The 24,472-nt window shown below is 36.6% G+C and carries 26 protein-coding genes and 1 pseudogene; 11 read left to right on the top strand and 16 right to left on the bottom strand.

Annotated elements, in window-relative coordinates; translation table 11 throughout:
- Positions 1-7: 7 nt before the first annotated feature.
- The 6 genes from ACY2A0_RS05910 to dapF all read right to left on the bottom strand — a co-directional run bounded on the left by ACY2A0_RS05910 (position 8) and on the right by dapF (position 4,307).
- Positions 8-583: a TetR/AcrR family transcriptional regulator gene (locus ACY2A0_RS05910; RefSeq protein WP_461788627.1), complete on the bottom strand. Its 576-nt coding sequence runs from the start codon at positions 581-583 to the stop codon at positions 8-10.
- Between the two features lie 409 nt (positions 584-992).
- Entirely contained in the window at positions 993-1,376 is a 384-nt protein-coding gene (locus ACY2A0_RS05915; RefSeq protein ID WP_461788628.1) for an MmpS family transport accessory protein, read from the bottom strand.
- Between the two features lie 151 nt (positions 1,377-1,527).
- On the bottom strand, positions 1,528-2,157 hold the full coding sequence (locus ACY2A0_RS05920) for a hypothetical protein (protein WP_461788629.1): 630 nt from the start codon (positions 2,155-2,157) through the stop codon (positions 1,528-1,530).
- 68 nt (positions 2,158-2,225) lie between these two features.
- Positions 2,226-2,843, bottom strand: coding sequence for a hypothetical protein (locus ACY2A0_RS05925; RefSeq protein WP_461788630.1), 618 nt, complete (start codon positions 2,841-2,843; stop codon positions 2,226-2,228).
- Between the two features lie 79 nt (positions 2,844-2,922).
- Positions 2,923-3,501: a Crp/Fnr family transcriptional regulator gene (locus ACY2A0_RS05930; protein ID WP_461788631.1), complete on the bottom strand. Its 579-nt coding sequence runs from the start codon at positions 3,499-3,501 to the stop codon at positions 2,923-2,925.
- 20 nt (positions 3,502-3,521) lie between these two features.
- Positions 3,522-4,307 carry a diaminopimelate epimerase gene (gene dapF, locus ACY2A0_RS05935; RefSeq protein ID WP_461788632.1) on the bottom strand — a complete coding sequence of 262 codons (786 nt, stop codon included), beginning with the start codon at positions 4,305-4,307 and terminating at the stop codon, positions 3,522-3,524.
- A gap of 181 nt (positions 4,308-4,488) precedes the next feature.
- Between dapF and ACY2A0_RS05940 the strand changes: the two genes are divergently transcribed.
- The 3 genes from ACY2A0_RS05940 to ACY2A0_RS05950 all read left to right on the top strand — a co-directional run bounded on the left by ACY2A0_RS05940 (position 4,489) and on the right by ACY2A0_RS05950 (position 7,734).
- Entirely contained in the window at positions 4,489-6,042 is a 1,554-nt protein-coding gene (locus tag ACY2A0_RS05940) for a trypsin-like peptidase domain-containing protein (RefSeq protein WP_461788633.1), read from the top strand.
- Between the two features lie 116 nt (positions 6,043-6,158).
- Positions 6,159-6,779: a futalosine hydrolase gene (gene mqnB / locus ACY2A0_RS05945; RefSeq protein ID WP_461788634.1), complete on the top strand. Its 621-nt coding sequence runs from the start codon at positions 6,159-6,161 to the stop codon at positions 6,777-6,779.
- Positions 6,780-6,858: 79 nt separating this feature from the next.
- The gene (locus tag ACY2A0_RS05950; RefSeq protein ID WP_461788635.1) at positions 6,859-7,734 is read left to right on the top strand and encodes a 1,4-dihydroxy-6-naphthoate synthase; all 876 of its coding nucleotides are present in this window, start codon (positions 6,859-6,861) and stop codon (positions 7,732-7,734) included.
- A 6-nt stretch (positions 7,735-7,740) separates the two neighbouring features.
- Here ACY2A0_RS05950 and ACY2A0_RS05955 read toward each other — a convergent pair whose 3' ends face one another.
- Together ACY2A0_RS05955 and ACY2A0_RS05960 are read right to left on the bottom strand one after the other, a co-directional pair.
- On the bottom strand, positions 7,741-8,121 hold the full coding sequence (locus tag ACY2A0_RS05955) for a hypothetical protein (protein WP_461788636.1): 381 nt from the start codon (positions 8,119-8,121) through the stop codon (positions 7,741-7,743).
- Between the two features lie 4 nt (positions 8,122-8,125).
- On the bottom strand, positions 8,126-9,364 hold the full coding sequence (locus tag ACY2A0_RS05960) for an FtsX-like permease family protein (protein WP_461788637.1): 1,239 nt from the start codon (positions 9,362-9,364) through the stop codon (positions 8,126-8,128).
- 187 nt (positions 9,365-9,551) lie between these two features.
- On the opposite strand from ACY2A0_RS05960, the gene ACY2A0_RS05965 reads away from it, so the two are divergent.
- From ACY2A0_RS05965 to ACY2A0_RS05985, 5 genes and pseudogenes are all read left to right on the top strand, one after another.
- Positions 9,552-9,779: a hypothetical protein gene (locus tag ACY2A0_RS05965; protein WP_461788638.1), complete on the top strand. Its 228-nt coding sequence runs from the start codon at positions 9,552-9,554 to the stop codon at positions 9,777-9,779.
- A 72-nt stretch (positions 9,780-9,851) separates the two neighbouring features.
- The gene (locus tag ACY2A0_RS05970; RefSeq protein WP_461788639.1) at positions 9,852-10,748 is read left to right on the top strand and encodes a hypothetical protein; all 897 of its coding nucleotides are present in this window, start codon (positions 9,852-9,854) and stop codon (positions 10,746-10,748) included.
- 573 nt (positions 10,749-11,321) lie between these two features.
- Positions 11,322-11,825: a TlpA family protein disulfide reductase gene (locus tag ACY2A0_RS05975; protein WP_461788640.1), complete on the top strand. Its 504-nt coding sequence runs from the start codon at positions 11,322-11,324 to the stop codon at positions 11,823-11,825.
- Positions 11,815-12,243, top strand: a pseudogene (locus tag ACY2A0_RS05980) (cysteine peptidase family C39 domain-containing protein); the annotation flags it as partial. The gene ACY2A0_RS05975 and the pseudogene ACY2A0_RS05980, both read left to right, overlap by 11 nt.
- Before the next feature lie 6 nt (positions 12,244-12,249).
- Positions 12,250-14,010 (top strand): peptidase domain-containing ABC transporter, encoded by a 1,761-nt coding sequence (locus ACY2A0_RS05985; protein WP_461791042.1) that lies wholly within the window; start codon positions 12,250-12,252, stop codon positions 14,008-14,010.
- Positions 14,011-14,014: 4 nt separating this feature from the next.
- On the opposite strand, the gene ACY2A0_RS05990 is transcribed toward ACY2A0_RS05985, so the two are convergent.
- From ACY2A0_RS05990 to ACY2A0_RS06010, 5 genes are all read right to left on the bottom strand, one after another.
- Positions 14,015-14,656, bottom strand: a complete 642-nt coding sequence (locus ACY2A0_RS05990) for an MBL fold metallo-hydrolase (RefSeq protein WP_461788641.1) — start codon at positions 14,654-14,656, stop codon at positions 14,015-14,017.
- 86 nt (positions 14,657-14,742) lie between these two features.
- Positions 14,743-15,330, bottom strand: coding sequence for a gliding motility lipoprotein GldD (gene gldD / locus ACY2A0_RS05995; protein ID WP_461788642.1), 588 nt, complete (start codon positions 15,328-15,330; stop codon positions 14,743-14,745).
- Positions 15,331-15,414: 84 nt separating this feature from the next.
- The gene (locus ACY2A0_RS06000) at positions 15,415-16,164 is read right to left on the bottom strand and encodes a shikimate dehydrogenase family protein (protein ID WP_461788643.1); all 750 of its coding nucleotides are present in this window, start codon (positions 16,162-16,164) and stop codon (positions 15,415-15,417) included.
- Positions 16,165-16,275: 111 nt separating this feature from the next.
- Positions 16,276-17,037, bottom strand: a complete 762-nt coding sequence (locus tag ACY2A0_RS06005; RefSeq protein ID WP_461788644.1) for a phosphosulfolactate synthase — start codon at positions 17,035-17,037, stop codon at positions 16,276-16,278.
- A gap of 135 nt (positions 17,038-17,172) precedes the next feature.
- The gene (locus tag ACY2A0_RS06010; RefSeq protein ID WP_461788645.1) at positions 17,173-18,576 is read right to left on the bottom strand and encodes a tetratricopeptide repeat protein; all 1,404 of its coding nucleotides are present in this window, start codon (positions 18,574-18,576) and stop codon (positions 17,173-17,175) included.
- A gap of 234 nt (positions 18,577-18,810) precedes the next feature.
- Here ACY2A0_RS06010 and ACY2A0_RS06015 point away from each other — a divergent pair, with 234 nt between their 5' ends.
- The 3 genes from ACY2A0_RS06015 to amaB all read left to right on the top strand — a co-directional run bounded on the left by ACY2A0_RS06015 (position 18,811) and on the right by amaB (position 22,052).
- Positions 18,811-19,272, top strand: a complete 462-nt coding sequence (locus ACY2A0_RS06015; RefSeq protein ID WP_461788646.1) for a nuclear transport factor 2 family protein — start codon at positions 18,811-18,813, stop codon at positions 19,270-19,272.
- A 52-nt stretch (positions 19,273-19,324) separates the two neighbouring features.
- Positions 19,325-20,401: a nuclease-related domain-containing protein gene (locus ACY2A0_RS06020; protein WP_461788647.1), complete on the top strand. Its 1,077-nt coding sequence runs from the start codon at positions 19,325-19,327 to the stop codon at positions 20,399-20,401.
- A gap of 109 nt (positions 20,402-20,510) precedes the next feature.
- Entirely contained in the window at positions 20,511-22,052 is a 1,542-nt protein-coding gene (gene amaB / locus ACY2A0_RS06025; RefSeq protein WP_461788648.1) for an L-piperidine-6-carboxylate dehydrogenase, read from the top strand.
- A 74-nt stretch (positions 22,053-22,126) separates the two neighbouring features.
- Here the strand turns inward: amaB and ACY2A0_RS06030 are convergent, their stop codons facing one another.
- The 3 genes from ACY2A0_RS06030 to ACY2A0_RS06040 all read right to left on the bottom strand — a co-directional run bounded on the left by ACY2A0_RS06030 (position 22,127) and on the right by ACY2A0_RS06040 (position 24,417).
- Positions 22,127-23,587 (bottom strand): FAD-binding protein, encoded by a 1,461-nt coding sequence (locus ACY2A0_RS06030; RefSeq protein ID WP_461788649.1) that lies wholly within the window; start codon positions 23,585-23,587, stop codon positions 22,127-22,129.
- A 30-nt stretch (positions 23,588-23,617) separates the two neighbouring features.
- Positions 23,618-23,770 (bottom strand): hypothetical protein, encoded by a 153-nt coding sequence (locus ACY2A0_RS06035; protein WP_461788650.1) that lies wholly within the window; start codon positions 23,768-23,770, stop codon positions 23,618-23,620.
- Between the two features lie 293 nt (positions 23,771-24,063).
- Positions 24,064-24,417: a hypothetical protein gene (locus ACY2A0_RS06040; RefSeq protein WP_461791288.1), complete on the bottom strand. Its 354-nt coding sequence runs from the start codon at positions 24,415-24,417 to the stop codon at positions 24,064-24,066.
- Positions 24,418-24,472 lie beyond the last annotated feature (55 nt).

The following is a 24,472-nucleotide window of genomic DNA, read 5'->3' on the forward strand; positions in this document are numbered from 1 at the left end:
AGGTTGTTTAATGGAATATACTTTCTAAAATAATTTGCTTCCGGTCAGCAATAAGTTTGTTGTATTTTTCTTTGGAGATATCTAATAGCTTTTGATAAAGCGGTGTCATGATCACCGGAAATGCCATCAATGAGAAGAGGTTGAACATAAACTGAATTGGATCACCTTTTTTAATGGTTCCTTTTTCCATTTCTTGCGCTATTTCTTGTAGAAAATGCGCTAAAGCAGCACTTTTTTTCTTCTCCTTCAACGCAAAATTTTTGCTGCATATTTCGGTGATCAAAAACGATTCTCTGTACGGATATTTCATGAGTTCTTTCATGTAAACATCAATAAACAGATTTAGCTTTTCTTTAAAAGGTATCTTATCGTAAAGCACCTTATCCAATTGTAATTTCAAACCATCAACCGCTTCCCTGTAAACGGTTTGAAAAAGTAAATCGCGGGAGCGGAAATAATAATTGATCAAGGAACGGTTAACGCCAGCTGCATCGGCAATTTCTTGCGTAGTAGCATGTAGGTAGCCTTTACTAAAAAAAAGCTCCTTGGCGGTTTGTTTAATCAGTTCTTCCTTGCTCAACATGTTGACTTTTTTGTTTAACAAAATTGTTAAACGCCAAAATTAGTTTTGAGTTTGATTTGCAAAGTCAGGGAAATCTCATTTAATCGTTTGATTAATTTTTGTCGTGTAAATGTTACACGAACCATATCGGAAGACATTCGCAATCCGTTTTGTATTTTACTTACAATGAAGAGCTTAATTTAGTAAGCGTATTATTTTATCGATTGTACTGCATGCGATTATGGAAGTGAGATTATTTTATCAAGACAATATTTATAGCTCACCACCAATCTTATGCGTTTAAATTATTTCGACCTACAAAATTCTATGGTACCGTGTTTTTTTCCCCTCGGTAATTTATCAAACATTGGAGGAGTTTGAAATGTGCACTGGAATAGCGCAATAGGTAGATGTAGGATCTTTGCGAACTTTAGAAAATATAGGAGATTGTAGGCAGTACCATTTCGCCTAGCGAACCAGATGTGGCACTGGTTGTTTTCACTACTGTTTCATCTCGGTAAATTTTGATTGTAGCCGTTTGTGCCGGTGCTCCTGTGGTAGAAGCTTGCGCACCTATGCCAACACTTAACACCTTGCTTTCATAGGTTACTTCCTTTGACCAAGGTAACGCAACATTGGCAATCCTTGTCGCTCCGTTAATATTGTCGCTATAAATCACGTCAAATTTTCCAGTAAAATTCCCGGTTATTTCATATCTAATTTTACGGGACAAGGTGTTTTGATCAGGATCTTTCTTCTTGCAAGAAACTAAAATTGCAAATGGCACAATAAGTGTAAATAATAACTTTTTCATCGATTTTTAATTTAAATAATGGGGTTGAATTGTTTTTTAGGTAATGATACGGGGGCACACGGCTTAAGCATTCCTACTTGTTCAACTGGTATTTTAACAAGTCCATCTTAATTTGGGCATATGATAAAATACAGCGTTGGTTATTTTCGGGCTAAAAGTTGAATCCGAAATGAAATCCTGGCTCTCCAAATACAAATTTTGACCATTTATCGTCTAGCTCCTTAAATCCGTTAGGCAATTGGGTATGATAGGCACGATGCGTAATTGCTACGGAAGGCTGAATGAAAAATTTATCTTTTAAAAGTTTGATATGGTAACCCAAACGGTAGGTATTGAAAATCTGAAATCCATTGTCAATTTGTCTTCCCTGTTCGTTTTTAAATACTTGCAAAGTAGGCATTACATTGAGTTCAGCATAAATGCCTTGCCAAAAAAAACGCTGGTAAACTAATGAAATGCCATACTCACGCACATAGCCTGGAAATTTCTCTTCTGCCTTTCCGTACGATTTGTTAAAAATAGGATTGATGCCATTTGGCCAAGCATATTTCCACGTTTTTGGTTCAAGGGAAATAACATCTTTTGCTGTAATACGATAACCTATATTGAGCTGCACAAAATTAGGGGGATTAGTGGTAGACAAATTGCCCAATAGAAATAATGTGCTGCCAATGAACCAGCGTTTATATGTGCTGTCTGTTTTGGTGTATTGTGCTTTAAGTTGAAAAGTACTTGCTATAAGCAGCACAATGAAGCCAAGGAATAAAATTCTCTTTTGCATTTTTTTAGCCTATTGTTATACTATAATTTAAAGTGATTAGGTGGGTTCCCAGGTTCTTTTAAAGGATTTTAGAAGTTAAACCCAAAATCAAGCCCTGGTTGAATAAAATAATTAGGCCATTTTTTCTCTACTGATTTAAAAGATGCTGGTACATTGGTTCGCAGCGGCCAATAACTGCATCCAATAGCTGGCTCAAAAAAGAATCGGTTTTTGAGAAATTTGAATTGGTAGCCTAAATAGAAATCTAAATATAACGTGAACCCGTTTCCAATTTTCTTTTTATCCTCGTCCATGTATTTCTCAAAGGCATTTAAAGCATAAAGTGAAGTATATATTCCTTTCCACCAAAACCTTTGATAACCTATTTGAGGCGCAATGATACGGGCACTTCCAGGATAATTGAGCCCTGGCGCATCAAATGATGGGCCGAAAGGAATACCTAATGGCCATGCGTAAACCGATCTTTTGAACCTAACATGAACAACATCTTTAGGAGTAATCCTGTATCCGGCATTTAATTGAATATACGCTGGATTGTTTGTTTTATCGAAATTACCAAGGAGTAAAAGGGTGCTTCCGATGAACCACTTTTTAGAGGTGCTGTCTGGTACGCTATTTTGTGCTTTAATTGGGGAGGCGCTCGCTATCAGAACGGTAAATGCAAGCCATAGTAAATTTTTCTGCATATCTTTTTGGATTTAATGATAATGCAAAAGTAGATTGGCGAGATATGATAACTCGTTAACTTAAGTTTAGAAATGAGCGTCAGTTCTTTTTTTCAAAAATCCTTGCCCGTATTCTACTCAGAGATTGCGGCTTGATGCCTAAATAGCTTGCCAATTGATGCTGTGGAACCCTTTGAATAAGATCAGGCCTATTCTTGATAAGGTTGAGATACCTCTGTTCTGGTGAAGAAGTTTTAAATTCATCAAAGTCTACTCGTTCTTTCGCCAATAGCTCTTCGGATAAAATCCTACACATGGTATCAAACTTCGGAAATTTGCTGTTGATTTCCATTCCAACATCCGCGTCTGAAATTAAAATAATACTATCTTCCACACAGCTGATAAAATAATCGGACGGGGTATTATTGGTAACGCAGTGAGGTGTTAAGGCGTCCAGTTCAGTGTAAAAAGCAGTTGTTTTCTCTTCCCCATCTATGATGTAGTAGGTTCTGATACATCCTTTTAATACAAAGTAGTTATCCCTTGACCTCTGCCCCTCTTTTAACAAAATCGTCCCTTTCTTAACGGAGTGAAATAGATTTAACGATAGTATAGCATTCTTTTCATCTTCATTAATTGAAATGTATTTTGATATAAAATCAAACAAGATTTCTTCCATTGTTGTAAAATTACCTTGTACTATAAATTGATTTCGCCTTCAAAAACTTTCTCTGCCGGGCCGCATAAAAACACCTCGGTAAACTTTTGTCCATCGTAACTAAAATTGATTTCCAAATTACCTCCAAGTACGGTTACTGGTGTTACGACCTGCCCTATTTGGTTCTGCTTTTTTGCCATAGCCATCGCTACGGCTGTTACTCCTGTTCCGCAAGCATAGGTTTCATCTTCCACGCCACGCTCAAAAGTTCTTACAAACAAATGTGAAGGTTTACGCTCTACAAAGTTGACGTTAATACCTTCGGTTTTATAAGTCTCGTTGTTTCTAATTTGATAGCCCGCCTCGTAAACATCTAAGCTTTCCAAGCCGCTTACCTCTTGTACATAATGTGGTGAGCCAGTATTCAAAACAAAAGCGTCACCATCGGTATGGATAGCCTCTACATCAATCATTTGTAGTTCAACCCAATTTCCTTCCGCTGAAATTTTGGCATAATGAGGACCATCAACTGCCAAAAAATTAGTCTCCGTGTCAAAAATTCCTAGATACTTTGCAAAAGCAACGATGCATCTTCCTCCATTGCCGCACATGCTGCCTACATTTCCGTCAGAGTTGTGGTAAACCATCTCAAAATCATAATCTTTGCTATCCAATAAAAACATCAAACCATCAGCTCCAATGCCAAATCTCCGATCGCAAAGTTGAGCTACAACGTTATTATCAATGTTTTTTAAGGGAGTTTCACGGTGATCTATCAATATAAAATCATTTCCGGCACCCTGATATTTATAAAATTTGATGTTCATTATACGATTAGAGTTAGATGGTGATATTTTTATATGCAAAAAATGAATAAAAATTTGAGCTAATTACTTTAACATTTTTTAACATGTAATCAGACCTTATTATGATACAAATATCGTTCATATGGTATTAAATTTGACTAAACAACTTTAAAAAAGATTTCATTTTAAAAATTAACATACAATGGAAATTAAAAAAATAGGATTAATTGCTTTGGCTGCCTCTTTTATAGGTGGTGCAGCTGCAATTGGCGCCTATAAATTAATAGAGCGCCCAAATGATAGCTTTACATTGGCCGACAGACAAAAGACCATGTTTGCTAGTAACGTATCAGGGATTTCATCAGCTGGTGCGCCTGATTTTGTACAGGCTGCCGCTGCTGTTTCGCCTGCGGTAGTGCATATTAAAACTACTTACCAAGGTAAATCAAGCAGAGACAGCGGCATGCCAGATATGTTTGAGCAATTTTTTGGTTTTGGTGGTGGTATGCAACGTGGCCCTCGCCAACCACAAGCAGCATCGGGCTCGGGGGTAATTTTAACGCCTGATGGTTATATTGTAACCAATAACCACGTGGTAGATAATGCCGATAAAATCGAAGTAATTTTATCTAACCGCCGTAAGGCTACCGCTAAAGTAATTGGTAAAGATCCAAATACTGATTTAGCTCTAATTAAAGTAGACGTAGATAATTTACCTTATGTAAAAATGGGTAATTCCGATAACGTTCAAGTAGGCGAGTGGGTATTAGCAGTTGGCTTCCCGCTGGATTTACAAACTACCGTAACTGCAGGTATTGTAAGCGCTAAAGCTCGTAATATTGGTATTTTAAACCGTGATAACGGGATGATGACCGAAGAAGAATACGATGAATTTAGAAGAACTGGCAAACAGCCGTCAAGAACAAACAACTCAATTGAATCCTTCATTCAAACCGATGCGGCTATCAATCCGGGGAATAGCGGTGGTGCCTTGGTTAACGCTAATGGAGAACTAGTTGGCATCAACGCGGCCATTGCATCTCAAAGCGGCAGAAATGAAGGTTATGGCTTTGCTATCCCAATTAATTTGGCTAAAAAGGTATTGGAAGATTTCAAAAAATTTGGTTCAGTTAAACGTGGTTTTATTGGGGTAACTTTTACCGCCTTAGATGCCGATGTAGCTGAAGAATTGAAAATCAAAGAGAATACTGGTTTATACGTTAGAGATGTATTGCCAGGTGGTGCTGCGGCAGCTGCAGGCATCAAAGAAGGTGATATCATCAAGAAGGTAGAAGGTATCTCTATCTATGATTCTCCGGATTTGCAAGAGCGTATTGGTCGTATGAGTCCTGGTGATAAAGTAGCTCTAACCGTACTTAAAGCAGATGGCTCTACTAAGAACATCAATGTGACTTTGAAAGGTGAAAGCTCAGTAGCCTTAGCTGCAAAAACAGAAAGCAGTAAGTCTACAGGCGCTAGCATTAGTAAGTTGGGCGCAAGCTTTGCACCGGCTACTGCAGCACAAAAAGCTAAATACGGCGTTAAAAATGGCGTAGTGGTAACTAATGTAGTTCCTGGTCAAATGTTCGATTATTGGGGCGTTAAAAAAGGCCTAATCATTACAAAAATTAATGGTAAAGAGGTAAATAGCGCAGCAGATATCGAAAAAGCATTGCCAACATCGAGAGATGGAAGAACCACCATTGCTGGCGTAAGCGACGAAGGAGCCTTTACTTTCTCGTTCAACGGAAACTAATTGCACAACATATATATTTAAGGGATATTCGTTTAACGGATATCCTTTTTTTATTTTTCGGAGCGCTGAATTTCTTGCAAACTCCAGTCAACACAAAATATTCGTTAATTAGCATAATGAAAACATTAGTAGTAGCAGCCACCAAAAATGAAGTTGAATTAACTATTGACCAATTTTCTTGTACTGGAGATCATTTTATGGAATCCGAAAAGTTTGATATCTTAATTACTGGTGTAGGAATGGTAGCTACTGCATTTGCGCTAGGGCGGCATCTAAGCAAAAAATATGATGTAGTACTTAACGTTGGTATTGCTGGAAGCTTCGACCGATTGATTTCATTAGGTGAATTGGTGAACGTAACCGAAGATACATTTTCAGAATTGGGCGCCGAAGATCATCAAGATTTTATTAGTCTGCCTCAGCTAGGGTTTGGGGAAAATACATTTCATTCTTTGCAAAATAACATACCTCATTTGAAAAAGGTGAAGGGAATAACCGTGAATAAGGTACACGGGAATGCATCAAGCATTGCCAAAATCGAAGAGTTATACCAACCGCAAACTGAAAGCATGGAAGGAGCCGCGGTATTTTTCGCTTGTCAGCGTATGGGCATTCCGGTTTTGCAGGTGCGTAGCATTTCCAATTATGTTGAACCTAGAAATAGGGCTAACTGGAATATTGGCTTGGCAATTAAAAACCTGAACGATTGGCTGATCGAATACTTAGCAAAAATATAGGCATGATTTAATTGTCATGTTAAATGCATAACACGATAAAAAGATTGGCAAGTTTACAACGAACAAGTAATTTTACCACATGCAACTTACACTCGGCTTTTCTCCCTGTCCAAACGATACCTTTATTTTCGATGCTTTAATTCATCATAAGATAGATACCGAAGGTTTAAGTTTTAAAGTTTATTTTGATGATGTAGAAACACTTAATCAAAAAGCATTAAATGGCGAGCTGGATATCACTAAATTGAGCTTCCATGCCTTGGCCTACGTGGCAGAAAAATATGCTCTATTAGATGCTGGCAGCGCTTTAGGCTTTGGTGTTGGACCGCTACTAATTTGCAAAAAAGAAAATGCTGAAAATATACTGAAAGAGTTGCAAAACGGAGAAAGAGCCGCTCAACTCAGGGTTGCAATTCCTGGCAAATATACCACAGCGAATTTTTTATTAGGGATAGCATATCCGCAGCTGACCAACAAAGTTGAAATGGTGTTTTCAGCTATTGAAGACGCTTTAGTAAACGATGAAATTGATCTGGGACTGATTATCCACGAAAACAGATTTACTTATCAGGCAAAAGGTTTGCACAAAGTGACGGATTTAGGTACGTATTGGGAAGAATTTTCCGGTTGTGCTATTCCATTGGGCGGCATTGTAGTAAATAGAAATCTACCTATCGAAATTCAACAAAAAGTAAATAGCTTGATTAGAAAGTCTGTTGAGTTTGCTTTCGCGGATCCAAAATCCTCCCTTTCCTTTATACGTCAACATGCCCAAGCCATGGAGGAAGATGTGATGTATAAACATATTGAGTTGTATGTCAACAAATACTCTGTAGATTTAGGAATTGAAGGGAAAAAAGCAATAAATACGCTTTTTAAGGTTGCCGCCGAAAAACAGGTAATTCCACAGCTGTCGAAAGGCTTATATGTGAATTCTTCTTCTGTCAGCGAGTAAAAACCATTACTGGTTGCAAGGGCCTTCAGGTATGGTTTTAGTTAATTTAAGCACTTTGGTAACCACCATCGTCGAGTCGTAACCGCCGGTAATTGTGGTAGTGTCAGATTTAACTAAATGTGCTTCAACTTCGATATAAACGGGAGTATAAGGCTTTTCGAAACCTTGCTCAGTGTACTCTAGCTCCAGATTTTTTGCACTATCTGCCACCCAGTATTCACGTCCTTCGTCGCAATCGGTAAACGATTTCACCTCTGGACCATAACTATAAAGCCCTTTAAAGACTAATGTTTTACCTTGTTGTTCCTGAGATTTTTCGTTACCACTACATGCCCACAACAAACCTAACGCAAACAATATAAAAACGAACTTTTTACTAGTACACATATGCTTAAAGATCTTGATTGATATGATCTGTTTTCTTCACGCTTAAATTTGATGCCAAACCTGCGGCAATAAACGAAAAAAAGCTAACTGTAATAAAAACTAAAACAAAATCCTTCCAATTTAACGCTACAGGATAAGCATTAGAAATGGCAAAATCTGCCTCTCCCCCCATTTTTATCATGCCATAAGTTTTCTGCAATTGGCAAAAAACAAATCCTATCAATATGCCAAATATACAACCTGTGATTGTAATCATCATACCCTCAGCTAAAAAAATTCTTTTAATCAACCTTTTACCCGCCCCTAAACTTATCAGTACCGAAATATCTTTTTGCTTATCTATCACTAACATAGTTAACGATCCAATGATATTAAAAATTGCTATTATTAGGATGAAAGTGAGAATAATATAAACCATCCATTTTTCTGATCCTAGCAAATTGTATAGTGCTTGGTTCTGTTCGATTCTGTTTTTCACTACATATTTCGCACCCAATTGCTCGGCTATGTCTAATTTCAATTTTTCAGCATCGATGTTTGGCTTTACATTTATCTCAATAGCTGATACATTAACTGGCTCTCCCAACAATTCTCTTGCAAAGCTAAGCGGCACTATTAACTGTCCGTCGAAATCTTGTTGCACTTGAAAAACTCCGGCTGGAGATATACTCAACGCGGTAAACTCATCTAAGGGATTTACAGTGTTACCCGTGGCGCCCTTTTTGGGCGAAAAAATTTGTAACTGCTCAAATGGATCAGCAGGGTTAACGCCCAAAAAAGCTTGCAATGCAGAGCCCACGACTGCCTGCGGCTGCCCTATCTTATTGTGCAGCACAAAAACACCATCCATGGTAACGCTATCCAAGCTGTTGTTTTTCAAAAAATCGTCACTTACACCTTTGAGTAATGCAGGTGTTTGTTTCTCATCATAGCGAACCAACACATTTTGAGCAAGCACTTCGCTAAACGAATAAATAGAATGATCTTTTTTTAGCTGTCCAAAATATTGAGTATTTGGATTGAAAGTCTTCCCCTCGGCAGGCGAAATTACAATTTGCGGAGTAAAACTGTTGAACATCTTTAGCACCACTTCCTCAAAACCATTAAATACGGATAGAATAATAATCAATGCTGCACTTCCTACCATTACTCCCAACATTGAAATTGCAGAAATGATATTAATGGCATTGGTAGACTTTTTCGCAAAGAGATACCTACGGGCTATATAAAACGCAGTGTTCACTTGGTAAAGATAGGGAAAAAAGGTGGAGGGTGTTTAAGGTTAAAACTATAGATACAACAGAAATAAAACATGAATTTAACCGATTAAACATTTCAGTTGTGAGCTAAAAAGTCACATTTTTGGAATTATAGTTTTTTTTTTTGAAGTTTCGCCAAATAATTTTTGTTTAACTAAAAACCTTTTAAGCATGAAAAAATTAAACTTAGAACAAATGGAAAAAATTGAGGGAGGATTTCCTTGGTGGGGAACTTATTGTGATTACAGTAAAGTTGTCGATTACTCAATTAATGAAGTTGGAGAAGTAGGCGGGGGTAATTATCAAGAATTTTGTTGGTACTCTTGTGGATATTATGTATTGGGGGTAAAAGTTGGTGATAGACCAGATGCATTTGGAACTTGTCCTTCAGGTTGGTAACAATAAACTCTATTTAATCAAACCAGTTGAAACTAACGTTTAATTGGTTTGATTAACATTTATGATTATGAGATGAGAAACAATTCGTTCCTAATTCTATTTCTTTGTGCACTAGGTTTTATCTGCCAAGCACAAACAAAAGGTAATCCTCTTTGGCAACCGAGAATAGTTGATGCCAATAGCTTAGTTGTATTAGAGACTGCCAACATATCAATCAATAGAAAAATTGACTATCCTATCAATAGTCAAGGTGTTGCAAACATCCCATTAGAAAGTATTAATGAGGGAGATAGTATTTTCATTAGCTGTATGGGATTTAAAACATTGAATTTATTTGTTCAAAACAAAAAAAACTTACTCCATATAATTGAACTTACACCAGTAAGTTATGGCCTTAAAGAGGTTAAAATTTCAAAGTCAAAAAATAAATTAAAGGAAATAACCGTTGGGACACAAGCCTTTAGCATTACCAGTAATGGTGTATATTACGATAGTAGTTTTGGACTTTACATCAATAATAAGGATAAACAAACAGGATTTATCAATGCGGTTAATATTAAGATGTTTGACCGTTCAAACGGTATAGAAATGCCATTCAGACTGAGGCTATATAAAAAGGAATTGGGGGAAACCTTTCCAAGGCTAGAACTAATGGAACCGATGATTTTGCAAAATGTTAAAAAAAAGCGATGGTTTAATATTGATTTATCTCACTTAGGCATTAAGCTACCCGAAGAAGGATTTTTTATTGTTGTTGAAATATTAGATAAAGAATATTATAGCGGCAAATTGGTAAAGTCGTTTGGCTCATACGTCAGTCAAATTCCTAATTTCGCTGAAACCACTTTTCCGAAGGCTTATAATAAAGATAATTATAGCATAACTATGTCGACAAGAAGTAAAAGATGGTTTTTAAACAGCAAAACCGAATACCAATTTCAAGCTAAAATTTTAACATACGATGAATAAAATATTTCAGCATCGTAGTTTTTCCCTTTACTGTTTGGGTTTTCTAACATTAAGCTTTTTTTGCATTTCCTACCTAGCCTCGTTATACGTCTTCAATGTATACCATTTCTCTTACAAAATATTTATTGTTCCCACTCTGGTTTTTTGGAGTTCGGCAATTACATTCCTATTACTTTTTTCCACGTTAAAAGTCAACAACATCAGCCTAAGAAAAAGCATTCTTTTTAAGGCTATCCTAGCTGGAACAACGATATACTTGCTGCAATATTTAGCAGAGTTGATTTGGCTAATTTATAACAAACAACACTACCAACCGTACTACCTTCATAATTTTAGTTCGCTATCGCTTTACCAATTATACCATCCAATAGATTTGCCTAGTTACCTTATTTATCCTATGCAGATCATCAACCTTTGGGAGGTAATTTATATACTAACCATAGCATTTATAGCAAAAAAGCTAACCGAAAATCAAATCTCTAAATTAGGACGTACTTTGGCTATCACTTATTTTTTAGGGCTTTTCTCTTGGTTTGTTATTGTGACGTTTATCAATTTAATTAACCAACCGTCATGAGTAAAAAATTCTATCTATTTTGTTTCTTTGTAATTTGTGTATCAGCGATACTACTTTATTTTATCATTATTAAAATAAAAGCTCAACCTAATGCAGCGCAATTACCCAATTTTACTTTTCAAACTTTAAATGGCCAGCTATATACCCAAAGACAATTACCAGAAAAAGAATATTATTTAGTACTTTACTTTTCGACAGATTGCCATTATTGCACAGATGAAATGGATGATATAATTAAGCAAAAACAATGGTTTGCCAATTGTTACGTTCTGCTCGTATCGCCGTCAACCATTCAACAACTCAACGCTTATCATCAATACCTCGCCAACAAAGGCATCAACTACGAAATTTTAAATGATAGCAAATATCAATTCTCCCATTATTTCGGACCAGCGAACATACCTACAATTTATTTATATTCAAGAAATAAGCGCCTAGTCAAAAAATTCAATGGTGGCACTACGGCAAAAAACATCTACTCATTTATCAATGCCAAATAAGTCAATATTAAAAAAATACAAAAGGGCTTTGGTTTTACAGCAAGACCAGACTGATTGCGGTGTAGCTTGTCTACTTAGCTTGGTAAATTTTCATGGAGGTAATAGCAATCTTGAAAAACTCCGTGAACTTAGTGGTACTAACACTGTAGGCACAACTTTGCTAGGCTTATACCAATGTGCACAAAAAATTGGCTTCGACACAGATGCCTACGAAATAGGCCTGCTTCAGCTCAAATTAGTTGAGAAGCATTGCATATTACATGTTATAAACGAAGGCAACCTACAACATTATATTGTTTGCTTCTCCTACAATCCGCCCTCTTTAGGTAGCCTAGAAGGAACGTTCACTATTGGCGACCCCGCAAAAGGCATCATAACGCTCAGCGAAAAAGAATTAGAAAAAATTTGGCAAAGTAAAGCCTTATTGACTTTAAGCCCCAATCAAAGTTTTATCCTTTCTACTCAAGCAAATAAAGCAAAATGGCAATGGTTTAAAACATTAATCAAACCAGACGTAAATATTTTAGGTCTGACGATGCTATTGGGCATTATTTCAACCATACTCGGGCTGGCAATTGCCATATTTTCGCAAAAACTCATAGACCAAATTATACCTTCTGGAAACATAACTAAACTAATTACTTCCCTAATTGTTTTATTTTTCGTTTTATTAATACGCACAGGAATGAGCTATGTTAGAACACATTTTCTTTTGCTACAAAGCAAAGATTTTAACAATCGTATAGTTGGCAATTTTTTTAATGCTTTGGTTTATCTGCCAAAATCTTTTTTTGACACCCGAAAAACGGGAGATATGATTACGCGAATGCAGGATACTTCACGCATTCAGCGTAACATTGGCTTTGTTACCGGCTCATTTTTTATAGATATTATTGTCTTACTTTCTACTTCATTTTTTTTGATTACCTACTCTAAAACAATTGCGATTATTACTTTTTGCTTTATTCCTGCAATTGTTTTGCTAATACTGAGTTATAGCAAGCCGATTAAAAAACATCAACAAGAAGTAATGGCTTATGGCGGCATTAACCAAAGTAATTACATAGACACTTTTAATGGTATTTCGGTTATTAAACAACACCTACTCGAAACTACATTTACACAAAAGATAAAAACCGTATATGGTAGTCTTCAAGAAAAAACATTGGCTATGGGTAAAACGGGTAATCGTTTTACAATGGCAAATGATATACTTGGTATCATCTTAAACATAGTGCTGATAGGCACTGCTTCTTTTATGGTGCTGAATAAGCAACTCAAAATTGGTGAGATGATGGCAGTTATTTCGCTCTCAGGATCTTTAATTCCGGCAGTGGCAAGATTATCTCAAATTAACTTGCAGTTACAAGAAGCTAAGGTGGCTTTCGACAGAATGTATGATTTCAGCTCTATACAGCCAGAATTTGTTGAAGAAAAAATTGCACATATAGAGTTTAATCAACTAGAGGCAAAAAACATCTCTTTCAGGTTTGCTGGACGAAAACCAATATTAAAAGATGTAAGCATTAATCTAAGAAAAGGCGAAATAGTTGCGCTGCTTGGCGAAAGCGGATGTGGCAAAAGTACGACTTTGACTATTTTAGAAAAATTCTATGAAATTGAACAAGGAAAAATTACCATTAACGGAATAGATTTAAACCAGCTTTACACACCGTCATGGCGAAATATCATTGCAGTAGTCCCACAAGAAATAAAATTATTTAACGGCACTGTAATAGAAAATATTGCACTGGGTCTAAATCCTTTAGAAGAGATGAACAAAGTTGTACGCTTTTGTCGGGATTTAGGTATAGAGTCATTCATAATGCAATTCGCTCGAGGTTACACCACAATTATCGGAGAAGAAGGGGTGACCTTATCTGGTGGGCAAAAGAAGGTTATAGCGATATGCCGAGCACTTTATAAAAACCCACAAGTTTTGCTCTTAGATGAAGCCACTAGCGCCATGGATAGAAACATGGAAAACTTTATACTTAATCTCATAAAGAAAGAACAAATTAAAGGTCTTTCGGTATTAATGGTTACACACAAAGCATCTGTTGCGAAATTGGCTGATCGTATTTATGTGATTGAAAATGGTGTAACTAATGTACATGGTACTCCGACGGAATTGGCAGCGACCGATAATTTTTTCAGCCAATTGATATCGGAAACGACGATTTAATAAACTATCCCACTAAAAAAGGATTGTTTACCTTTTCGTACCCAATAGTTGTGCTTGGACCATGCCCCGGGAAAACTTCGCAGTCATCTGGCAACACAAACAAGTTGTTCTTTATGCTTTCTATCAATTGTTGATGGTTGCCGCCCGGCAAATCTGTACGGCCTATGCTTCGGAAAAAAAGCACATCGCCACCTATGAGAAAATTTTCGTTCTTAGCATAAAAACACAGATGCGCCGGAGAATGACCCGGAGCGAACATTAATTCAAGCTCGCTATTGCCAAAGCTAACCTTGCCGGTTTCACCCAAAAACACTTCTGGCTCGGGAGAAACTTCGTATCTAAATCCCATTTGTGGTGCATAGCTCACCACACGGTGAAGTAAAGGCAATTCGCCAGCGTGAAATTGAGGTTTTAACCCCCATTGATCGTAAACAAATTTATTTCCCAATACATGATCAATATGGCAATGCGTATTAAGCAACAGCACTGGTTTTAAACCCTGATTCCTAATAAAATCTACTAATTCATTTTGCTCAAAACCTTCATACATTCCCGGATCAATAATGGCACATTCTTTCGTATCATCGAACAAAACGTAGGTATTTTCTTGGTAAGGATTAAAGGTAAACTGTTTTAGATTAATCATTTTGCTGCCTTTTTAAATTTGGAAGGGTTTAACGTTGCAACTTTACAACTTTACAACTTTACAACTTTATAACATTTTAACAAAAATTACCTCTTCCACTGAAACGTCTCAATCAATTGATCGATATCTTTCTTTATAAATTTAACCACTGGCTGGATTGAATCATATTGCGGCCGCTCATTAAAATAGAGGGCGCCCCGCAAATAGTGGTTTACACTATCCGTTAAAAAAAATTGCACTGACGATGCGGTATTACCTTCTATGCTGTAGTAAATGCCGTAAACTTTTTTATCAGGGAAATTAATTAAACGTTGATCTATCGCATCAGCTTTAATGGTATGTTTCATGGCCAATGTACGGGCGTTCTCCGTCATTTCGTTATACGTCTTCGGCGAAAAAACGTCATAATAGGTGATATGCAATACGCCATTAAACTGTGGAAATTCTAAATTTTTCCAACAGGGTTGAGCATTTTTATCGGTGTCTGTACTGAGCTTGGCGTAAGTTGGATAGCTAAAGCTATACGCACAACCATCATTAAAAATCTGGTATTCTTTTTTCGGAAAATTAATACGGAAATATCCTTTAGGCTTTGGAGTTGATACCTTTTCGCCACTGCAGGCTGACAATAGCGCTATAGATAAAACCAAACAGAAAAAACGAAGTGATGCCATAATTATATGTAATGATGATTTGATAATTCGAGATTGTTGCCCTTACTTCCAATTACATTGTCAAATCATCGCATTTGCTCATTATCAAATCTGCTTGTTCCAAATTTCCCAAGAGCGCTCTGCTTGTAAATGTAGCATTTCTAAACCGTTTTTTATAGCCGCTCCCTGTGCTTTTGCTTTTGCTAAAAACTGAGTTTCCTCAGGATTGTAAACCAAATCGTAAGCTAAATGTTGATCAGATAAATGCTGATAGGGAATTGGAGGAAACGATTCTAAATTAGGGAACATTCCCAAAGGAGTAGTATTCACCAGGATTGTATACTCTTCAAGCACGTCTTTGGTTACGCTAGAATATAGCACCGCATTAGGTTGTGCATTTCTCACTACAGATATAAACGGAATTCCTAGCTGGTTAAACACATACTTCACCGCTTGCGCTGCTCCTCCATCGCCAAATATTAAAGCTTTTCGGTGATGAGATTTCAATAAGGGTTTCAAGGACTCTTCAAAACCATACACATCAGTATTGTAACCTTTCAACTCAGGTTGTGCACCCGACTGATCAATGGAGATGCAATTTACTGCTCCAATTTTTTCAGCAGCATCATCCATTTCGGTGAGGTATGGCATTACGCTCACCTTATGAGGTATAGTTACATTTAAGCCACATAACTTTGGATCGGCTTCAATTAAATCAAGTATTTCCTTAGCTTGCGGAATAGGATGAAGTTCATATTTGCAATTTGAAATGCCTTCGGCAGCAAATTTATCTGCAAAAAACTGCTTAGAAAAAGAAGCAGAAAGTGGAAATCCTATTAGTCCAAAAGTTCTCATAAAATCATTATCGACAATATAGTCGCTCTCTCTTTTTGAAACGCAGCAGATCTTTTACCCGCTGAGCAATTGATTCCTCCTAAATGCAGGAATGAAAAATGAATATTGTGTTTATTTATTCAAGAAATAATCAAAGGTATCACCTCGCAAACCTAATCGTATAGTCTCCAGGGGAATAACTTCGGCAGGGGCAATATTTCCTAAATTAACATTGGTACCAATTAACTTAATGAACCACACCTGTTGTTCTTTTTGGGGCGCTTCCCAAATGATACGCTCGTCAGGTATTTGAGTTAAAATCTCATCTACTAAACCTTCCCTAACTTCACCTGTACCACGATAAATTCCAACATTACCACCTTCTCTGGCTTCAGCAATTACTTTCCAAGAACCCGCCTCTATCTCTGCTTTCATCAACTGGATCCATTTATAAGGTGCAAAGATTTTAGTTGCATCTTTTGACCCAACCTCTGAAATTACAGTAACCTGTTTAGCTAATTTTGCAATGTAGTTGCATTTTTCTTCGTGATCAATGTCCATTGAACCATCAGAAACTTCAGCATATTCCATCCCATATTTTTCGAGTACTCTTTGGTAATCATCAAATTGGTTCCTAATTGCGAAAGCTTCAAATAAAGTACCTCCAAAATAAACAGGGATACCAGCACTACGGTATAACGCTAATTTTTCCGTCAGGTTTGGGGTAACAAACGACGTTGCCCAACCCAATTTTACGATATCGGTATGTACACCGGCTACTTCTATAAAATCTTCAACCTGCCTTAAACTTAAACCCTTATCCATTACCATGGTTAACCCTTTTTGGCGTGGTTTTGCTGTACGTTCAGGAATGTTGTTTAAACTATAATTCATTTAATTGTTATGCTATTACCAAGGTTTTGCCACAGGCTGATTCAATACTGCAGCATAAATACCCCTATGTATTTACTGGCTGCAAAGTTAAAAAACTATCCCTTTTTTTTGGTATAGCGCTACGTTTTGTTTATGTTAATTGATATACTTGCTAATGATTGCTACAATTGTGCTATTATTAGACAATTGAGGGAGATATTCGAAAAGGATATAATGTTTAGAAGAATCAATCTGAAGTGCAGTTTCTAAATAATCGATCCCCTCCTGTGTTTTACCTAAAGCAAACATATAAGCTACCATTCTGTAGTACAATTCTGCCGCATCTGGATTGTTTTTGATGGCATCCAACATCGCCTCAGAAGCCTCCAATAGTTTGCCTTGTTCGTAAAGTACGGTCGAAAAATCCAACCAAGCTTCTACGTCAATAGGATTATATTCCACTACCTTATAATAAGCTTCGATCGACTCTTCTACCTGTCCTAATTTGTAATAGGCATCAGCCATCGCAAACCAGAAATCTGGATTTTCTTCGTCCAAATCCAATGCTTTTTTATAAAAATGCAAGGACTCGAAGTAACGCTCCTCAAAGTTTAACGTTACACCAATCCCAAACCAAGCATCGGCCATTTGCGGATCCATTTTTACCGACTTTTTGTAGTATGACCTAGCCTCGCCCATTTGCTCCAATTTCTCGTAGCATTCACCTATAGCACAGTAGGTATCGGCTGTTGGCGGCTCATACTCAAAAGTTTGCTTATAAACCTCTATAGCTTCTTCATATTTATCCAACTGCACCAAGGCATTACCTTTATTAAAGTACGCCGAAGCAAAGTTTTCTTTAATTAAAATGGCATAATCGTAGGCATCAATCGCTTTTTCATAAAGTTCCAACTTATGGTAAGAATTGGCCAAATTGTACCAAGCAGAGTAAGAGTAAGGATCGCTATCAATATACTCTTGGTAAAAACGGATGCTTTCTTCCTGCTTATCCAAAATATCGTAACAAAATGCCAACTCATAAAGCGCATCTTTGTTTTCCATATTTTGTTCTAAGCTGCGCTTGATATAGATTACCGCACTTTCATAATCCTGCATGTTTTGGTAAACGTAGGCAATTTGGATTAAAATTTCGTCTGTTACTTCGGCTAAGGTTAATGCCTTTTCATAGTTCTCCAGGGCTTCTGAGTGCCTATCCATGTTTTGGTAGATATTTCCTCGCAGTACATAAATATCTGCTTCTGAAGGCTCCAACATTTCGGCTTTTTCAAGTGCATTAAATGCTTTGCCCACCTGATTGGTAAACAACAGCAATTGTGCTTGTTTGATTAAAAAAACCGCAGCATACGGATGTTGGCTCAATGCAAAGTCAATTACTTCCAATGCCTTTACGGGGTCGTTCTTCTCTATGTAGTTATCTATGATATATTCAAAAGCTTGCGCATCAAAAAAATATTGGTCTTCGTTACGAATCATTTCTTCGTAGCGTTCAACCGAGTTTTGCGCATCTTCATTAAAATCAAATTCAAATTCTTCTTCCATGGTTTTGAATATTTAAAAGAACAGCCCTAATGTATTATCTCATCATAAGTTTACACTAATTATCAATCAACACGATAAAATAATTTTCAACATACACACAATATGCTGCTCAAATGTTTATAAATAAATGATTTAGGCTGTGTAAGGTGCGGATACCGAATGCCTCTCCTCAGGCAGGTTCTTTAATATGACAAATTTCGATATATTTAGTTTTAAAAAGGTAACACCAAAGTCATGAAACACCTAACTATTTTCATTTTGTTACTAAGTTGTTTAAGTGTAAAGCTATTTGCACAAAACTTGGCTGAGGAAGAAGCGATTAAAAAGACCATTAATAATTTATTTACCGGCATGCGAAATGCTGATAGCAGCATGGTGAAAAGTGCTTTTAATCAGGGTGCAATTTTGCAAACTATTGGCAAAACAAAGGAAGGCAATGTCGTTGTTCGTTCAACCGATTTAAATGCTTTCATTGCAAGTATTGCTAAGCCACATCCGGAAGTTTACGATGAGCGCATTGTATTTTCTAGAATTTTAGTTGATGATAACCTGGCAAGTGTTTGGACGGATTATCAATTTTATATCGTCGATAAATTTAGCCATTGTGGCGTAAACTCATTCCAGTTAGTAAAAGTAAACGATGAATGGAAAATTGTTTATTTGATAGATACCAGAAGAAAAGATAAATGTAATTGAGATTTGATCTTGACGTCAAATCAACAACTCCATTTCTAATATCGAACAAAAGATGTGTAGAATCTACAATTCAATTGGCTGCTTAAAAACCATAAAATTAAGTTTAGAACAAAATAAAATTTATGATTTTAGTTCGATAAAAGAAATTATAAATTTCCGAAACTCTTATCAATCAACAATCAATCAACTAATAAATGTTCATGAAAAATTAATTGAGGAAGAAAAAAGTCAGCTTATGGCTGAACTCTCGAATTTAGCCAAAGTTATTGAAATAAAGCGAGAGGAGTCGAAGCAACAAATATTAACCGAAATTCACTTTCTAAAGGAAAAAGTCAAATCTCATACGGATAAAATAGCTTCAAATTTCTTTAATAGAGTCGAGACTCGGTTCACTAATTGGAATATCAATAGAAAAATTAAAGGCAAGGAAAACAGTTTAGAGATTGAGGTTGATATTTCTGTGAGCGAACTCTCTAAACAACAAAAACAAAAGAGTAACAGACTAAATTTTTTAGGTTCAAACTTCGACAAAGCGGTAAAAAAGAGCGCCGGAAATATTTTACTAGAACTAGAAAGAAAAAAATCAGTAATTGATAGTTTGAACAATTCTATTTACGGTGCAATTGGAGAACATAAAGTAGTTAAAGCGCTAGAAAAGCTATCTGACGATTATTATTTAATCAATGATTTTGTTGCCTCATTTTCCCCAGCAATTTATAACAGGCAAGAAAATGATTATATAAAGTCTGTACAAATTGACCATATACTTGTTGGGCCTTCAGGTTTATTTCTTATTGAGACAAAAAACTGGAGCGAAAAATCCCTAGAAAGTTTAAATTTACGATCCCCTGTAGATCAAATTCGGAGAATGAACTTCGCGATATTCAACATTTTAAATAATGAAAGGAGTAGTTACCACATAAGATTAAATAATCACCATTGGGGAAATAAAAAAATACCAATCAAAAATTTAGTTGTTTTGACTAACGCAAAGCCGAAAGAAGATTTTCAGCATGTTAAAATTCTAACTGTTAACGAGCTTATAGGTTATGTAAATTATTTTAAACCTATTTTTTCTTCACAAGAAATCAAACAAATAGTTGATATGTTGTTGTGGCTACAAGACTAAATTAGTCCAAGTTCATCAATACATCTCAAAGAAGCTTTAGACATTTTAATAACTGATTTTGTCTTATTTTTTGTTCATTTGTAGATATCCTTATTTAAATATAGAAATCATGAAACCAGATATCAGTTCGATTTTAGCACAACTTGGCATTGCCGGTTTTAACCCTTCATATAGTACAGGTAGCAAGTGGAGCCATGCGGCCGATGGCGCCCATATCCATAGCATGTCGCCTGTTGATGGCGAAAAAATTGCGTCCGTATTTGCGGCTTCCATGAAAGAGTACGATCATGTAATTTCTACTGCACAAGAAGCGTATAAGTATTGGAACAAAGTCCCAGCACCTAAACGTGGCGAAATTGTTCGTCAGTTTGGTGACGCCTTAAGAAAACAAAAAACAGCTTTGGGAACTTTGGTTTCTTACGAAATGGGCAAAAGCTTGCAAGAAGGTTTGGGTGAAGTGCAGGAAATGATTGATATCTGTGATTTCGCCGTAGGCTTGTCAAGACAGTTATACGGTTTAACCATGCACAGCGAACGCCCAAACCACCGCATGTACGAGCAGTGGCACCCGCTAGGAATTGTAGGTATTATATCAGCATTTAATTTCCCTGTTGCCGTGTGGAGTTGGAATGCTGCCTTAGCTTGGGTTTGTGGTAATGTGTGCGTGTGGAAACCATCTGAAAAAACACCTATTACAGCCATCGCCTGTCAGCGCATTGCAGAAGAAGTTTTTGCTGCAAACGATATCCCTGAAGGCGTCTCTTGTCTAATCATCGGCGATAGAGAAATTGGAGAGCTGCTAAGCAACGACACTCGTGTTCCCTTGGTTTCGGCAACAGGTTCAACCAGGATGGGCAAAGCCGTGGCCATGGCAGTAGCTAACCGCTTAGGCAAGACCATTTTAGAATTAGGTGGCAATAACGCCATCATCATTTCAAAAGATGCTGATTTGGACATGTCGCTAATTGGTGCCGTGTTTGGTGCTGTAGGTACTGCCGGACAACGTTGCACTACCACTAGACGTTTGATTATCCACGAAAGTGTATACGAAACTTTCAAGGCAAAATTGGTAAAAGCTTATGGACAGTTGCGCATTGGCAACCCATTGGATCAAAATAACCACGTAGGTCCACTAATTGATAAAGATGCAGTAAACGCTTACTTAACCTCCATTGAAAAATGCAAAGCTGAAGGCGGCAAATTTGTGGTAGAAGGCGGTGTATTGGAAGGTGACGCTTACAGCTCAGGCTGCTACGTAAAACCTTGCATTGCCGAGGTAGAAAACCATTACGAAATTGTACAGCACGAAACTTTTGCTCCAATTTTGTACCTCATTAAATATAACGATTTGGAAGAGGCCATTGCTTTGCAGAATGCAGTTCCGCAAGGTTTATCTTCTGCTATTATGACTTTGAACTTGCGTGAGGCGGAACAATTCCTATCGGCACAAGGTTCTGATTGCGGCATTGCTAATGTGAACATTGGTACTTCAGGCGCTGAAATTGGTGGTGCTTTTGGCGGAGAAAAAGAAACCGGTGGTGGTAGAGAAAGTGGCTCCGACGCTTGGAAAGCCTACATGCGCCGACAAACCAACACTATTAACTACGCTGATACTTTGCCATTAGCACAGGGCATTAAGTTTGATTTGTAACCCTAAATGCCCTAAAAGAAACTTAAAAACAAGACGCCTTACGGAGTATCAAAAACTTCGTAAGGCTATATCTTTTACTTGTAATGCTGGTAAAACTTATTGTTAAATAGCTCGTCTGGGTCATACTTGCGTTTCAGCTGAAAGAAAATTTCCGCTTGAGGATAAGCTATTCTCATCTTATCACGGTTAATGTGTAACCTATAAGGCAGATAAAACGTTCCACCATTTTTTATTGCAACATCTACAAGATTATTCGTTAAGGTTATCATATCTTCTTCCTGCATCTTCGTTTTCTTTTGATTGAACAACATCACAAAACCAAAAACATTTTGTTTAGCATAATTTAAGTAAGCATCACTATCTCTTTTTACCGACCTGATTGTGATATTCAAAAGATCTATTTGACTGCTTTTTAATATCGGCTTAATAGCCTTGATGTAATCATTAAAGTTTTGTTCGGGAATAAAATATTCTTGAAGCAAATCTGTAGACAAACTATCTTTATTTTCTATTAACGAAGCTCTTTCAATTAAAAGCTCGTTTCGAGAAAACGTTAGATTTTTTATTACTTTACTAGCTGTAGTTTCCAAATCCCATCGTAGCTTTTTACCATACTCGTTACCAACACTTCCCCTAAAAATTAGACGTTTGATCTCTACGCCTTTTGGCTCCGCAAGCGTTGGTATGTCGCTTTCACTTTCTTCAAAAAAATTTAAGGTAGCTTCCTCAAGAAAATGTTTATCAGATACACGCAAACGACCGAAAACAAGGTTTACTTTATCGTTTCCCAAAATATACTTATTATAATACTTTATATAATCATCTGGATTTATACGGACCTGTTTATATTTAAGCGCCACATTGTCCACAACTTTTAGTTTAACTTCTAGAATAATTCCGAATAAGCCATAGCCGCCAATTACTAAATGAAAGAGCTCCTCATTTTCTTGCCTACTGCAATTCACAATCTCTCCATCAGCTTTCATTAGCGTAAATGAAATTACACTGGAGGATATTGGAGGCGAATCTTTTTGCCATCCATGACCATTTACACTAATAGATCCTCCAATGGAGAAAGAGCTGAACGATTGCATTACTGCAATAGATTTCCCATATCCATCTAAATAATTTATCGCATCTTCCCATAGAGCACCTGCACCTATCGTTAGCATATTAGTTGTGGGATCGAGTTTCATTTGCTTATATGGAAGCATGTTCAATACAACTCCGCCAGGGTAAATCGTATGCCCACCCATGCTATGTTGCGCTCCAGCAATGGATATCTTCAACCTTTTCTGACTTGCATATTTTAAGATCTCTCTTAGTTGAAGCTCAATCTGCCCTTTATCATTTGGGACTTGAATGATGGTATCAATCTTAGTTAAGTTGAGATGGCTAGCATCATTAGCATACCCTTTTGGTGCTTTTACTTCTACAGCATTTTCTTTCCACTTTGTTTTGAAGAGATACAAAATTGGAATTGAAACTATAATAATCGCAAGTATTCCAACTATGCAAATAAGTTTTTTAGCCATTTTTCCTATGAATGTTTTATCAAAATCCGATCACCACTTATACGGCAGCTTGTACCTTTCATCTCCATTGAAATAGGTATGCCAGCGCCAAAAAGCAAAAGGATTTTTCCAAAATGTGCGATACAAAATTCTATCAGAAGTTTTAGGCGCTATGACACTAATTTTTAATAAATGTTTTTTCATGATATCTGATTTTTGTACTTCAAAGATATCATGCTGCTAAAAGCTAACTTTTGACAAATGTCACAAAATGAAAAATGCAGCCACTTTTTTCTAATACGGCTTAAAGTCTCTCTGCTAATTCCCAAATAAGAAGCAATATGGATTCGTAGTCGAACTGCTTCTCATCAGAAACATAGTCAAAAACACAACTGAAGGGATGGAGATTATTTACTATAACCAAAAGAATAATTAAAACTCCGTAAGACATCCTGTTTCTTCCGTTACTTTTTCTTTCATTCTTAATTTCTCAAAAGTTATTCTCCAAAATAGTCCCAACTCCCGATAGAACTCTGCCAAGTTTTACCTGCATTCCCTAATTTTATTGTAAGTGAAAATGAGTGGTTGACTTTATCATAGTAATAAAGGTAATCTGACGCCATTAATCCTCTCCAAATTTTAGGAGTACAGTTTATGTATTTACCCTCAAGCTCAGACAACGCATTAGGATAATTTAAGTTACTCTTTTTATGATCTTCAATCAGGGCAATCAGCTTATTCGCAGTTGTAAAATTCCTCTCGTCTTGAAATTGAACAACCTTAAAAAAACAAAAAAAAGAGATGATATAAACTGGAAATGATAGGATATAACTTTTTATTTTTTTATTCAACCCACGTATAAAGATGCATAAATAAAATATTGATATAATTATTGACAGTATTAGC

The organism is Pedobacter sp. (assembly GCF_965249885.1).
In the GTDB taxonomy this organism is placed as follows: Bacteria; Bacteroidota; Bacteroidia; order Sphingobacteriales; family Sphingobacteriaceae; genus Pedobacter.

Coding starts and splice junctions, on each gene's coding strand:
- ACY2A0_RS06000 (WP_461788643.1), bottom strand. CDS start 16,164: ATGAGAACTTTTGGACTAATAGGATTTCCACTTTCTGCTTCTTTTTCT.
- amaB (WP_461788648.1), top strand. CDS start 20,511: ATGAAACCAGATATCAGTTCGATTTTAGCACAACTTGGCATTGCCGGT.
- ACY2A0_RS05965 (WP_461788638.1), top strand. CDS start 9,552: ATGAAAAAATTAAACTTAGAACAAATGGAAAAAATTGAGGGAGGATTT.
- dapF (WP_461788632.1), bottom strand. CDS start 4,307: ATGAACATCAAATTTTATAAATATCAGGGTGCCGGAAATGATTTTATA.
- gldD (WP_461788642.1), bottom strand. CDS start 15,330: ATGGCATCACTTCGTTTTTTCTGTTTGGTTTTATCTATAGCGCTATTG.
- ACY2A0_RS05915 (WP_461788628.1), bottom strand. CDS start 1,376: ATGAAAAAGTTATTATTTACACTTATTGTGCCATTTGCAATTTTAGTT.
- mqnB (WP_461788634.1), top strand. CDS start 6,159: ATGAAAACATTAGTAGTAGCAGCCACCAAAAATGAAGTTGAATTAACT.
- ACY2A0_RS06020 (WP_461788647.1), top strand. CDS start 19,325: ATGTGTAGAATCTACAATTCAATTGGCTGCTTAAAAACCATAAAATTA.
- ACY2A0_RS05930 (WP_461788631.1), bottom strand. CDS start 3,501: ATGGAAGAAATCTTGTTTGATTTTATATCAAAATACATTTCAATTAAT.
- ACY2A0_RS05975 (WP_461788640.1), top strand. CDS start 11,322: ATGAGTAAAAAATTCTATCTATTTTGTTTCTTTGTAATTTGTGTATCA.
- ACY2A0_RS05910 (WP_461788627.1), bottom strand. CDS start 583: ATGTTGAGCAAGGAAGAACTGATTAAACAAACCGCCAAGGAGCTTTTT.
- ACY2A0_RS05950 (WP_461788635.1), top strand. CDS start 6,859: ATGCAACTTACACTCGGCTTTTCTCCCTGTCCAAACGATACCTTTATT.
- ACY2A0_RS06015 (WP_461788646.1), top strand. CDS start 18,811: ATGAAACACCTAACTATTTTCATTTTGTTACTAAGTTGTTTAAGTGTA.
- ACY2A0_RS05955 (WP_461788636.1), bottom strand. CDS start 8,121: ATGTGTACTAGTAAAAAGTTCGTTTTTATATTGTTTGCGTTAGGTTTG.
- ACY2A0_RS05925 (WP_461788630.1), bottom strand. CDS start 2,843: ATGCAGAAAAATTTACTATGGCTTGCATTTACCGTTCTGATAGCGAGC.
- ACY2A0_RS06005 (WP_461788644.1), bottom strand. CDS start 17,037: ATGAATTATAGTTTAAACAACATTCCTGAACGTACAGCAAAACCACGC.
- ACY2A0_RS05970 (WP_461788639.1), top strand. CDS start 9,852: ATGAGAAACAATTCGTTCCTAATTCTATTTCTTTGTGCACTAGGTTTT.
- ACY2A0_RS05990 (WP_461788641.1), bottom strand. CDS start 14,656: ATGATTAATCTAAAACAGTTTACCTTTAATCCTTACCAAGAAAATACC.
- ACY2A0_RS06035 (WP_461788650.1), bottom strand. CDS start 23,770: ATGAAAAAACATTTATTAAAAATTAGTGTCATAGCGCCTAAAACTTCT.
- ACY2A0_RS06010 (WP_461788645.1), bottom strand. CDS start 18,576: ATGGAAGAAGAATTTGAATTTGATTTTAATGAAGATGCGCAAAACTCG.
- ACY2A0_RS05920 (WP_461788629.1), bottom strand. CDS start 2,157: ATGCAAAAGAGAATTTTATTCCTTGGCTTCATTGTGCTGCTTATAGCA.
- ACY2A0_RS05940 (WP_461788633.1), top strand. CDS start 4,489: ATGGAAATTAAAAAAATAGGATTAATTGCTTTGGCTGCCTCTTTTATA.
- ACY2A0_RS06030 (WP_461788649.1), bottom strand. CDS start 23,587: ATGGCTAAAAAACTTATTTGCATAGTTGGAATACTTGCGATTATTATA.